This window comes from Chryseobacterium sp. MYb7 (assembly GCF_002979455.1).
Lineage (GTDB): Bacteria > Bacteroidota > Bacteroidia > Flavobacteriales > Weeksellaceae > Chryseobacterium.
Window position 1 is genome coordinate 19,802 of record NZ_PCOU01000017.1, and the last position, 12,947, is coordinate 32,748.

Genomic DNA, 12,947 nt, shown 5'->3' on the forward strand with positions numbered 1-12,947 from the left:
AAGTAATCATCTTTTTCTATATATTTGCCGACTTAATTAAAAACTAATAACATAATCATGAAGAAATTATTATTTCTATTCTTATCCCTTACGCTGGCATCATGTGGTTCAGACGGCGGCAGAGATGATGAAAACGGTACAACCAACAATGTCAATGCTTCTCCAAAAGTGGTAACCGGTAAACCTACTTTCAGCAATGCACAGTTCAAATTTGCAGGAACAGTAACCTCTTCCGGATCGGGATATTCAAGACGTGGATTCTGCTGGGCAAAGAATATTAATCCTACCATCAGCAATTCCAAAATGATTGAAGAGTATACTAACACTACAGGAGATTATCAGCTTATGGCAACTTACAGTACTGATTTTGAAAAATCAACTACTTATTATGTAAGAGCATATGTTGCAGCTAATAATGGTGATATTATTTATGGAGATAACGTAATATTCGTTACGCCTGCAAAGATGGATATTACATTCAAAATGGCTAAAGCAATATATACTACTTCAGCAACTTTAAGCACGGATGATATTACGGTAAATTATCTTGAAGCATTCTCTCCTGATGAAAAAGGATTCTGCTACAGAACGAGTGCCGGAGTGAATATCTCAAACGGTCAAATCATCAAAATATCAAATCCTAATAATTATTCAGCGTACGAACTGGAAGCTACGGCATTACTTCCGAACACCACATATTATGTAAGATCTTATGTAAAAGAAGGTGCACAAGTATATTATTCGGACGAAAAAACATTTAAAACAGCTGGTGCCATTGGTGCTTCAGGGGGATATGTCTTTTATGATAAGGGAGAGTTTACGGACGGCTGGAGATATCTGGAAGCTGCGCCTGCCAACCTTACTTATAATGGTTCTGATAAGATCAAATGGGGATGTACATTTAATATCATCAACCAGACTCAGGCTGTAATGGGATCAGGACCTGCTAATACCACAAGAATTATTTCCCAATGTTCGGATGCCAACTGCGCGGCCAGATTATGTGCTAATTACACTGTGAATGGTATTGGTAACTGGTTTTTACCATCTGAAGAAGAACTGATGGCATTTTATAAAAGTTCCAAGAATGTTTACAATATTGCATCCAACCCATGGAATGATGTATCTCAAAAGTATTATTGGAGTTCTACCGAAATACCGGGTGGTAACTCAGCAAGAATTCTGGACGGATATGCTGGTTATATGTGGGAATATAACAAAGATTACAACATGGTAAGGGTAAGACCTTTCAGAAGATTCTAAAATATAAAACCGCTAATCTTAGCGGTTTTTTTATTGTAATGAGAATATAGAATGATTTTAAACATTCACTTTTTTAACAGAAAATAGTCCGTCATTCCAATTAATAACCACTTTTCTCCCGTAATCAATCTGAATACTGAACATATTTTCCAGCGGAAACTGAAGCACAGACTGAATAATCAGACGAATAACTCCGGCATGGGTAACAATTAAAGCTTTTTTGATATCTTTTTTCTGAATTAATTCCTGCCAGAAAGTGAGAACGCGGGTTTGCATCTCTAAAAGACTTTCTCCTCCCGAGGCTTTTACATGAATAAAATCTTTGTACCACGGATTGATTTCTTCTTCCGGAATATCAGTCCATTTTTTCATCTCCCAACTCCCGAAATTCATTTCACGAAGTCTTTCATCTGTATGATAATCCAATGTAAAATAATCCGCTAAGAGGCGGCATCGCTTGGAAGGGCTTGAAATAATTTTATCATAATCCTTATCTATATTCAATGTTTTAAAATCTTCAATATAATCTTTCCTTAAAGGCATTTCGGCAAAACCGTAACACAGGTTTTCAGGATTTTCTACAGCCGTGTGGCGAATTAAATGAATTTCCATGTGATGATTGTTCCTAAATAAAATAAAACTTCACAAACCTGCTGCACAGATCCCAGACAATCGCCTGTATAGCCTCCGATATGTTTTTTAAAATACCAGCCCATATACACTTTCCCAAGATACGCCAGTGCGAAAGCTAAAATCAAACGCCAGTCCGGAATCAAGGTAAAAGCAATTAAAACACTGATGAAACCAACTATTAAAGCCGTTTTATCCAATGGTTTATTGGCCAAAGGTTTCGACTTGCTGACATCAATATCAGTCACATATTGATGGGTATAAATCATCGTTCCTGAAATAAAACGGCTTGCTGTATGGGCTACAATAACAATACCTAAAACCTTCATTGGTGCAGCCACTCCCAAGGCTTGAATACTGTAAAATTTTAAAGCAAAAAGAAGGATAATCCCTATCGTTCCATATGCTCCTACTCTGCTGTCTTTCATAATGGTCAGGATTTTCTCTTTTCCATATCCGCCTCCGAAACTGTCGCACATATCTGTAAAACCATCTTCATGAAAAGCTCCCGTCAGCAAAACACTGGAAATCATCATTAAAACAATCCCTATTTCAAGGTTAAAAAGCATTGTGGAAAGATAAAGAATTACTGCATTGATCAGCCCTATCACCAACCCAACCCATGAAAAGTATTTTTGAGATTTATTCATAATCTCATTAGAGTAAGGAATAGTAAACGGAACCGGAATTCTTGTAAAAAACATAAGTGCTGTTGCAAAGTAGATCAGTTCATTTTTGAGGACTTTCATCTGTTCTTTTTTAATATAAAACTGGATTAATCAATTTCCGTAAAATTAGGAAAGCTTTTAACAATGGTAAAGAGATCGATTAAAAAAATAAGAAACATGAATCTTATCACCTTAGATTTCTCCTTTAAATTCGGGAGTATTTATACTTTTGCACCGTAATAACCACGAAAAAAATCAAATGAAAAAATCTTATTTCATTGCATTATGTGCTATATCCCTGGCTGGCTGTTCAGCTCCGGGTGATGAACTGGAAAGTTTAAATGAGTCACAAACTCTTAACGGATCTGCTCCTAACCAATTAGCAAAAGGAGGCTTCAGAGATAATCCGGATACCCCAACTCCTCCACCTGCAGGAATCTGGTCCAAATCTTTTTACTTAACCAACCCTATTTACGGTTTCTACAGTGATCTTACCAAAAAGCATCTGTACAATACCTCTCCTTTACCCTCCGAGCTTCCTAAATCCTATCCCGGGTTAAGCTATTATTTTCAGGAGAGATTATTAGGTTCTGCTGATGGGCCGGGTCCTGTCATTACAAGATGGTTTCATACAGGAAGTAATGATCTGGTATTAACGACTAATCCTAATGAACTTGCAGGTCAAAGTAACTGGGAAAAAAGAGATCTGGGAACCAGCTACAATGGTGATGAGCCAGGAAGCTTTCCGATTTACAGGTATTTCAATGGTGATAAAAAGACGCACTTCTATACCAGAGACAAGAATGAGCTGGGAGATGGAAAAGACGGCTATGCTTATGAAGGAATAGCTTTCTATTTAAAAGATTCTGAGCCTAAAGCGTTCCGACTTCGTGACGGAGAATTTTTCCAGGATAATAATACGGGAGCTTTGTATGTTGTGTTTGAGAGCACTCTAAGACGTATTGAATCTTCAGCTGTTATGAATAATCTGTTCTCACCTCTTTATGTTTTTAAAAGAAATATAGATGAAGACCTTACTGGGGAAAGAGGACCTGATATCACTTCATCAGCCAAACTTGTACAAAATACCAATGACGGGAAAATATATATGGTAGATGATGGATTATACAGATATATTCCTACTACGCAGATATTTAATTCATACAGATTCAAAGAAAGTTCTATTGAACGCAAACCTGTCCGTATGATGTTTACAGGTAAGGATATCGTTAAAACTTACTAATAGATTGTATTTAAAATACATTAAAGGGGCTTTATTGCCCCTTTATTTTTATCTATAATTTAAGATGATTTATTGGAAATATGGGCATCTTCAAAGCTCGACATTTCATTCAGGAAATTAACAGCACTTTGAATAATCGGATAAGCTAATGCACAGCCTGTTCCTTCTCCAAGGCGCAGATTCAGATTTAGGATAGCCTGCTCTCTCATCAGTCCCAACAGCTGAGGATGAGCATTTTCATTGCTTACATGACAGAAAATACAGTTGTTCAGGACTTCAGGGTTCTTTTTCCAGACGGTGGCTACTGCTACAGTGGCAATAAATCCATCTACCATGATCAGCATGTTATAATGATAAGCTTCTTCTATTGCGCCGATCATCTGGGCTATTTCTAATCCGCCAAAGTTTTGGGCTATTTCATCCTCGGTCATTTCAACCGGATATTTTTCAATAGCTTCTTTTAAAATACTGATCTTATTATCCAACTGGTGATCATTCAATCCTGTTCCGCGTCCGACACAGTTGGTAATCGGAATATCAAAGAGTTTGCTCATCATCAGAGAAGAAGCAGAAGTATTCCCGATTCCCATTTCACCGAAACCAATAATATTACATCCTTTTCCTGCAATCTCAGCAACCACAGCTTTTCCGTTTTTAAGTGCCTGCTGATATTCTTCAGGAGTCATAGCAGGTTCTTCCAAAATATTGCGGCTGGATTTTCTGACTTTTTTATCCAACAGATTCAACCCTTCCGGAAAATCAAAATTGACACCTGCATCTACAATATTAATCTTAATATCATTCTGTCTGCAAAAAACATTGATGGCAGCCCCTCCGCCAAGGAAATTCATCACCATCTGATAGGTTACTTCCTGTGGATAGGCACTTACCCCTGCTGTAGCAATCCCATGGTCGGCCGCAAAAACCACCATGTGAGGATTCAATAACTGCGGTGAAGTGGTTTTCTGAACCATTCCAATTTTGTGAGCAATATGTTCAAGGTGTCCTAATGCACCTAATGGTTTTGTTTTAAAATCAATTTTATGCTGTAATTCTGATGATAACATGGATGTTGATAGTTATGTTAAATGGAAAAGTGCAATATTAGTAAAATTCAATGAGTCTTTTTCTTTTGTCTTGACACAAAATAAACAAAAGGTCAAGACCTTGAAAATTGAGCTAAAAATAAAATGTGTTCTCTAAAAATTCTCAACTCGTGCGAATTCGTTATTACTTTTTTATATCAATGTATTTGTCGCACTCAGACAGGAGAATTTTCTTAACGTTCACACAATTTATTTTTTTTAAGCCCAATTTTCAAAAGTCAAAAAAAATTTTAGCCTGCAGTATTCACTTATTCTCAAACTCTCCCACACTCAAACCCTAAAACTCGTCCCCAAGAAACCCGAATCTCGAAATTTAAAATAGCTACGCAAGTACATTACGTACAACACCATTTACTTTGCTTCATAAATAACAAAACAATGACACCAAAAATACTTAAAAAAATAAAAGAAGTTGAGACTGCAAAAGGTGTAGAAGTCCTTCTTGCCGTAGAATCAGGAAGCAGAGCCTGGGGTTTTGCGTCTCCTGACAGTGATTATGATATACGTTTTATCTATCGTCATGAAAAAGACTGGTATCTTTCTCCCTGGGATAAGGATGAAACGATAGAATTTATGACAGAAGATGATCTGGACGGCTGCGGTTGGGATCTGCGAAAGACTTTTCATCTTTTACTGAAGTCAAATGCGGCTTTGCTGAGCTGGTTCTATTCTCCTATAGTTTATAAAGCGGATGAAAAGTTTGTAGAACTCTTTAAACCTTTGGCTGATACCTGCTTTTCTCCGGTAGCGGTTTCTTATCACTATCTGAGTATGAGCAAGAAATATCTGGAAGCCTGCAGACATGATGAAGTAAAATTAAAAAGTTACTTTTATTGCTTACGAACAACATTAACAGGAAAGTGGATCATAGAGAAAGGAACGGTTCCTCCTATACTTTTCAGTGATTTGCTTGTTTTGACGGATGATAACACCAGACGAAAAATAGAAGATCTTGTTGCTCTAAAAGCAACCAAAGGAGAATCTTACTACCACCCGAATGATTGGGAACTGTTTGATTTTCTGGAGAGAACAGTCGCTGAGAATGAGGAAAAATCGAAAGGTTTATCAGGAGGAAAGGCGGATAAAGGTGAGATGGAGAGCGTTTTTAGGGAGATATTGGAAAAATGTTAAGGATTACGGGAAGCCGTAGTCTTTTTTTATGGATTGGGAATATATTTGTAGGTTGTGGAAAACTACTTAATTAGATAGAAATTAATATATTAGGAAAAACTAAAAATTATGAAAATAAACAGAGGTTCAGAATGGAGAAAATGGGATTTGCATGTACACACAAAGAATACAAATAAAAATGATCAATTTACGTCAAAATCATTAGATGAATACTTTATTTATTTGTTTAAAAAAGCCTATCGAGAAAACATTGCATGTATAGGAATAACTGATTATTTTACAATTGACAGATATCTTGATGCATTAAAGTTTATAGGTGAAATACAATCTAAAGTTGATGATCAAGATAATCCAATATTTTCAGATGAAGAGAAAGAATTTATTACAAATATTTTTTTACTTCCAAACATAGAACTCAGGATGTTACCAACAACTGACAAATCTAGGCTTATAAATATTCACTGTCTAATAAATCCTGATTATGTACCAAAGCTTAATAATGCATTATTTAATACTTTAGAAAATGAAGGTAGGTTCAAAATGAACCATGCTGGCTTTATAGACTATGCTAAATCACTTGGACAAACTGGAGATGATAATAAACTTTTTAAAGAAGGTTTAAATAGGTATACAATAGACCCTAAAACATTAAAAGAGGTAATAGATAAAAATTTAGAATTAAAAGATAATATTTTAATTATAGTAAGTAACTCAAACAATGACGGTAATTCTGGTTTACAGAAACATTATGATTTATTTGAAAACGAAACAGGAAGCCTAGACGGAATTAGAAAGAATATCTACAAATTATCACAGGCAATTTTTTCAAATCAAGAAAAGGATACTCAATACTTTTTAGGTAAAAGACTTGATAACAAAAAGGATATAACTTTTGAAGAAAAAAATAATGAAAGAAAACGTGTAATAGAAGAGCAAGGCCATTTAAAAGCATGTATTGTAGGTTGTGATGCACATACAGAAACTGATATTTTTAGCCGTTTTACATGGATTAAATCCCATCTTACTTTTGAAGGTTTAAAACAAATTCTGCATGAACCAGAACAAAGAGTGATTATTCAAGAAAATATTCCGAATGAAAAGGATAAAAAATTAATAATTTCTCAAGCTTCGTTTGTAAGCTCCAATAATCTTTTTACACCTAAAATAATTTATTTTAATGATAATTTAAATGTAATTATTGGTGGAAAATCTTCAGGAAAATCTATCTTATTGTATAATATTGCAAAAGCACTATATAAAGATAGAAGCGACGAAGGAGTCTTAAAATATTTTGATACTACTGATAATCGTTTTAAGTACTTTTATGACGATTTACAAAATGAATCTGATTTTATTGTTAAAGTTAAACTAGCATCTGGCTTAGAACAATCTTCAGATAGGGATAATCCAGAGCCTAGCATCCTTCCTGAAATTAAATATATCCCACAAAATCATTTATCTAATCTCGTAGACAGAAGTAAAAAAAATGGTAGTACTTTAAAAGAGCTTATAAAAGAGCTTATTTTAGAAGATCCCTTTGCAAATGAAAGGTATAAATTATTTGAAGATAATAGAGATTCTAATAATTCTGAAAAACTAAGAGAAATTGATGCTTTCTTTGATTTTCAAGATAAAATAAAAGGATTAAAAAAAGACATACAAGATAAAGGGAGTAAAGATATTCTCACCACAAGTATCACTTCTAGACAAAATGAAATAATAACTTTACAAAAAGATATTTCAGAGGAAAACAAAAATCTTTATAATAAGTACAACACCGAAATACAAATCCTTATAAATGAAAATGAAAAGATCATTTCAGATTATCGTAAACTTAAAACTCTAAACCAAAATATAAAAGCATCTTTAGAAAAAATACAAAATGATAAAAATAGTTTATTAAATACATTAGAAAATATTGAGATAAAATCTGAATTTACAGAACAGTATGATTTTATACAGCAAGCAATTAATAAAATAAATGAAATTGAACAATTATTTCTTTTGGATAATAATAATCTGATCAATGAAAGTTCTATTAAAAAGCAATTAATAAATAATAACAAAATAAAAAGAGAATTACAAGAAAAAATTAAACCATTACTTGGTCAAAAAGAATCTCAAGACAAAATACAATTATTACAAACTGAAATTCGAACAGACCAAGAAAAATTAAATAGTATAATTAAAATTGAAAATGAAATTAAAGATTTACAAAATGAGTTAATAATTCAAAAAGAAAAAATTTTTAATAATATTGAAATCAATTTTAATGAGTATCAAAGCTTAGTTCATGATTTAGAACCGAGGACACAAGACATTGAAAATAAAGACAATGATCAAATTGATATTAAAGGGTCTACTAAATTTAATTTTAAGAAATTTAAAGAAAGTATGAACAGTATAAGTGACTTAAGAACTTTGAGATTTCAAAATCCTTTTAATTATTTATATAGTGACAATTTCAATAATTTATCTGATATTAATAAAGATGATATTAATAAAGATGATATTATAAGTGAATTAAAAGATGTATTTGACTCTATTCTTGAAGAAAATTATCCATTAATCAAAGATTTTAGCTTAAAAGAAGCTTGTAGAATATTGTTGGAAAATCATTTTTTTGATCATTGGGAAGTAAAATCAGGCAATGACACAATACACAATATGTCTACTGGTAAAGCTAGCTTTATATTACTTAAATTGATTATTAAATTGAGTAAATCAGAAGCTCCAATTTTAATTGATCAACCAGAAGATAATTTAGACAATCGTTCCATTTCTACCGATCTCGTTGATTATCTAAAAGATAAAAAACTGAAAAGACAAATTATTTTAGTAACTCATAATGCAAATATTGTAGTAAATGCAGATGCGGAAAATATAATAGTTGCAAATCAAAAAGATGAGAATAATACAAAAGATAAATGTATTTATACTTTTGATTACATCAATGGGGCACTCGAAGAAACTAACTATAACCCTGATGGAAATTTTTTAAAATCTATGAGCATTAGACAACATATAGCGGATATTCTTGAAGGAGGAAAAGAAGCCTTCAAAAAACGTGAAGAAAAATATGGATTCTAAAATGACCATCCAAGACCTAAAAAATAAAAAACTCCTCCTCTTCGAAGCCATCTCCGGAAGCAGGGCTTTTGGGCTAGCAACGGAGAATTCTGATACGGATATCCGCGGGGTGTATTATCTGCCGAAGGAAGATTTCTTTGGACTGAACTATATTCCACAGATTTCCAATGAGACGAATGACCTTACGTACTATGAAATCGGGAGGTTTGTAGAACTGCTGCAGAAAAATAATCCTAATATTCTGGAAATTCTGGCAAGTCCGGAAGATTGTATTCAATATAAACATCCACTGATGGATCTTTTGAAAACGGAGGATTTCCTGTCAAAACTATGCAAAGACACCTTTGCAGGATATGCTGTTTCGCAGATTAAAAAAGCAAAAGGTCTCAACAAAAAGATTTTAAATCCTATTGATAAAGAAAGAAAATCAATCCTGGATTTCTGTTTTATCCTTGATGGACAAGGTTCTGTACCATTGAAAAAATGGCTGCATGAATTCCCTTCCTCTGGAGAACGGGGTGGTTTATCACAGGAAAAATGTGGATTGGTAAATATTGACCATACAAAAGGAATGTATTCGTTATTTTATGATGAATCGGGAACGCTGGGATATAAAGGAATTATTCAGAATGAAGAAGCGAACCAGGTTTCCGTATCATCCATTCCTAAAGATGAAAAGCCCGTTGCTTATCTATTTTGCAATCTGGATGCCTACTCTGTGTATTGCAAAGATTACAGGGAATACTGGAAATGGGTTGCTGAGCGCAATGAAGACCGTTACAATGTCAATCAGACTCACGGACAGAATTACGACAGCAAGAATATGATGCACACCATCCGGCTGCTGCAGTCCTGCGAACAGATTTTTAAAACCAACTCACTGACGATCCGCGTAGAAAACCGTGACGAACTCTTAGACATCAAAGCAGGAAACCAATCGTATGAAAGTGTCATGCAAAAAGCAGAAAATCTGATACAATCCATAGAAAATCATTACTCTACTTCCACTCTACCCGATTCTCCGGATCTGGAAAAAACAACAAAAATATTAATTCAGATCAGGAAAAAACTGTACGACAATAATGATGAATTATAAATGATAAGTTATGAATGGTGGGACTGTTGAACTCCAGCACTCCCACTCTCCAACGCTCTCACCCTCAAACTCTCTCACTCTCAAACCGCGCACCTGAATCCCGAAACTCAAAACCGCGCACCCAAACTCTCCCACTCTCTCAACATTCCTCCACACCCTCTCATTCTCAAACGCTCTCACCCTCAAACTCTCCAACCCAAAACTCACTTCTTCGCCGCTTTCGCCAACGGGTTATACTCAAGACATATCCTAATCCAGTACTCAAAATCATCTGCTTTTTTAAAACCGATGGGTTCTACGTAGCAATATCCGTTTAACTGTTTTCCTTTCATGATCATCGGCAGAAAGCCTTTCTTCTCCGAAACTTCATCTTCCAGTTCGGGATCATAACGACACATCAGATTATCATGACTGATGTTGATGCACATCTTTCCGTTTACCAGAAAAGATAGTCCGCTGAACATTTTCTTCTCTTCAATGTCTATATTATTTTCCATGGAAAGCCGTTCACGTACACGGTCGGCAAGTTCAATATTGTAAGCCATGATTTCATTTTTTTTGACCTATTCCTTTTAGTAATAATAGCTTCGACAGGCTCAGCCTGACAATGCTTAAAAATTTCGGTTAGTATTCGAATGGTCACCCTGAGCCTGTCGAAGGGCTATCAATCAGAAAACCTTTGTTAATCTTTAAGCTCGGGTATTAATTAAAGGGATAAGTCGGTTAACTTTTTTTATTACTAAAATTAATCAAAAACGTTGATTATCAAACTATTTCTTTCAATTTATTGATGGGTTCCCATTTTAGAAAATAAAATTTTATTTAAATTAATTATTGTTTTACGATAATTAATTATACATTTGCAATATCAATTAAAGTTCGTACCATGAACCAGACCAAAATTATTTCAAGGATTTTATTTTATATCTGTGCCCTACTTTCGGCCGGATATTTAATCACTTTTGTGTATGCCTTATTCTGTTTGATCACCGGATTTTCGGTTACGCCTTATAAAGAAGGAAAGTTCCTTCACATCAATTATCCGTTTACAGAACAGCCGTTTCTGAATATCGAAAACAATTACCCGTATATGATATTTTCTTTTATGCTGGTGCTTATTACTTATGGAATATTTTTCTGGTTATCTGCATGGGTTTTCAAAGTATTTTTCCAGCAGAAACTATTTACTCAGGAAAATATCATCCGGCTTAAGAGATTTTACCTGTACAATATTTTCATCCCGCTTCCACTGGTGATTATCGCGAGTTTCTTCGTAGAAGTGGAAAGTATGATATGGGGACTGGTGTTTATTCACTTTATGCTTGGAATTTTCTGTCTGTTTCTTGCGAATATCTTTAAGCAAGGACTACATTTGCAAAACGAACAAGACCTATTTATTTAAAATGCCAATTATAGTCAACTTAGATGTGATGCTTGCCAAACGAAAAATGCAGAGTAAAGAATTGGCAGAAAAACTGGGTATCACGCCCGTAAACCTCTCCATCCTGAAAACCGGCAAAGCCAAAGGAGTGCGCTTCGATACCCTTGAAGCCATCTGTAAAATCCTGGAATGCCAGCCGGGAGATATTCTTGAATTTAAAGAGTAAACGAGTTGCGGGATTCGGGGTTTGAGCGTTGGAGAGTTTGAGAATGAGAGCGTTTGAAAGTGGGAGTATAAAAGTTTTTTTCTAACTTCCAGCATCTAGCAACTAACTTCGAACTTCCATCTTCCATCATCCAGCAACAAGCAACTAGCAACTAGCAACTAGCAACTAGCAACTAAAATCGAACTTCTAAACCAGCTGCCGAAAAGGCTGCCTGTCATTCTATTCTCCAAACACAACGTTATGAACACATTAACCATCAACGATCTCAGCCTTACCTACAAAAATGGTTTCCAGGCTATTAAAAACATTTCACTGAACATCAACAACGGAATGTTTGGACTGCTTGGTCCGAACGGAGCCGGAAAATCGTCTTTAATGAAAACCATTGTCGGGCTTCAGAAACCGACCTCTGGAACATTACTTTTCAATGAAGTGGATATTGTTAAAAATCCTGATTATATCAAACAGAATCTAGGGTTTCTCCCACAGGATTTCGGCGTATATCCAAAAGTTTCAGCCTATGATTTATTGGAACATATCGCCGTATTGAAAGTGATTACCGATAAAAGCGAACGTAAAAAACAAATTCTGGGTTTGCTGGAAAAAGTCAATCTTTCTGATTTTGCTAAAAAAGAAGTCCATACTTTTTCAGGAGGAATGAAACAGCGTTTTGGCGTTGCCCAGGCCTTATTGGGAGATCCGAAAATCATTATTGTAGATGAACCTACCGCAGGATTGGATCCGGAAGAGCGTAACCGTTTCAATTCCCTGCTCAATGATATCAGCCAGGACGTTATCGTTATTCTGTCTACACATCTCGTTGAAGATGTCAGAAACCTCTGTTCGGAAATGGCAGTGATGAATCATGGGCAGATTCTCAGAAAAGGAAATCCGGGAAAACTGATTGCAGAACTGGAAAACAGAATCTGGTCAAAACCTATTCACAAAAACGAACTGGAAAGCTATCATTCCAGCTATGAAATAATTAGCAGACAGCTTTTGGAAAGAGAACTTCATATCACTGTATTTTCTGAAGAATCCCCGAAAGACTTCAGCCCTGTAACGCCTTTGCTGGAGCACGTTTACTTCCACACACTCACCCAAAAACCTTAA

The 12,947-nt window shown here is 34.9% G+C and carries 12 protein-coding genes; 8 read left to right on the forward strand and 4 right to left on the reverse strand.

The annotated features are described in order from the left end of the window. Nucleotides 1-57: 57 nt before the first annotated feature. Nucleotides 58-1,263 (forward strand): hypothetical protein, encoded by a 1,206-nt coding sequence (locus CQ046_RS14105; RefSeq protein ID WP_105702891.1) that lies wholly within the window; start codon nt 58-60, stop codon nt 1,261-1,263. A 57-nt stretch (nt 1,264-1,320) separates the two neighbouring features. Here the strand turns inward: CQ046_RS14105 and cobC are convergent, their stop codons facing one another. Then, nucleotides 1,321-1,875: an alpha-ribazole phosphatase gene (gene cobC, locus CQ046_RS14110; protein WP_105702892.1), complete on the reverse strand. Its 555-nt coding sequence runs from the start codon at nt 1,873-1,875 to the stop codon at nt 1,321-1,323. Beyond that, on the reverse strand, nt 1,860-2,642 hold the full coding sequence (locus CQ046_RS14115; protein ID WP_105702893.1) for an adenosylcobinamide-GDP ribazoletransferase: 783 nt from the start codon (nt 2,640-2,642) through the stop codon (nt 1,860-1,862). The genes cobC and CQ046_RS14115 overlap by 16 nt, the downstream gene beginning before the upstream one ends. Before the next feature lie 178 nt (nt 2,643-2,820). Between CQ046_RS14115 and CQ046_RS14120 the strand changes: the two genes are divergently transcribed. Continuing rightward, nucleotides 2,821-3,804 carry a hypothetical protein gene (locus tag CQ046_RS14120; RefSeq protein ID WP_105702894.1) on the forward strand — a complete coding sequence of 328 codons (984 nt, stop codon included), beginning with the start codon at nt 2,821-2,823 and terminating at the stop codon, nt 3,802-3,804. 59 nt (nt 3,805-3,863) lie between these two features. On the opposite strand, the gene cobT is transcribed toward CQ046_RS14120, so the two are convergent. After that, nucleotides 3,864-4,871, reverse strand: coding sequence for a nicotinate-nucleotide--dimethylbenzimidazole phosphoribosyltransferase (gene cobT, locus CQ046_RS14125; RefSeq protein ID WP_105702895.1), 1,008 nt, complete (start codon nt 4,869-4,871; stop codon nt 3,864-3,866). Between the two features lie 417 nt (nt 4,872-5,288). On the opposite strand from cobT, the gene CQ046_RS14130 reads away from it, so the two are divergent. The 3 genes from CQ046_RS14130 (at nt 5,289) to CQ046_RS14140 (ending at nt 10,227) form a co-directional block, all read left to right on the forward strand. Continuing rightward, complete coding sequence (locus CQ046_RS14130; RefSeq protein ID WP_105702896.1) at nt 5,289-6,041, forward strand: DNA polymerase beta superfamily protein; 753 nt, start codon at nt 5,289-5,291, stop codon at nt 6,039-6,041. 108 nt (nt 6,042-6,149) lie between these two features. Continuing rightward, entirely contained in the window at nt 6,150-9,131 is a 2,982-nt protein-coding gene (locus CQ046_RS14135) for a TrlF family AAA-like ATPase (RefSeq protein ID WP_105702897.1), read from the forward strand. 1 nt (nt 9,132) lies between these two features. Next, entirely contained in the window at nt 9,133-10,227 is a 1,095-nt protein-coding gene (locus CQ046_RS14140) for a DNA polymerase beta superfamily protein (RefSeq protein ID WP_105702969.1), read from the forward strand. 203 nt (nt 10,228-10,430) lie between these two features. Here the strand turns inward: CQ046_RS14140 and CQ046_RS14150 are convergent, their stop codons facing one another. Further along, complete coding sequence (locus CQ046_RS14150) at nt 10,431-10,772, reverse strand: TfoX/Sxy family protein (protein ID WP_105702899.1); 342 nt, start codon at nt 10,770-10,772, stop codon at nt 10,431-10,433. Between the two features lie 341 nt (nt 10,773-11,113). Here CQ046_RS14150 and CQ046_RS14155 point away from each other — a divergent pair, with 341 nt between their 5' ends. The 3 genes from CQ046_RS14155 (at nt 11,114) to CQ046_RS14165 (ending at nt 12,947) form a co-directional block, all read left to right on the forward strand. Further along, the gene (locus tag CQ046_RS14155; protein ID WP_105702900.1) at nt 11,114-11,629 is read left to right on the forward strand and encodes a DUF2975 domain-containing protein; all 516 of its coding nucleotides are present in this window, start codon (nt 11,114-11,116) and stop codon (nt 11,627-11,629) included. A gap of 1 nt (nt 11,630) precedes the next feature. Further along, nucleotides 11,631-11,834, forward strand: coding sequence for a helix-turn-helix domain-containing protein (locus tag CQ046_RS14160; RefSeq protein WP_002980904.1), 204 nt, complete (start codon nt 11,631-11,633; stop codon nt 11,832-11,834). A gap of 240 nt (nt 11,835-12,074) precedes the next feature. Continuing rightward, entirely contained in the window at nt 12,075-12,947 is an 873-nt protein-coding gene (locus CQ046_RS14165) for an ABC transporter ATP-binding protein (RefSeq protein ID WP_105702901.1), read from the forward strand.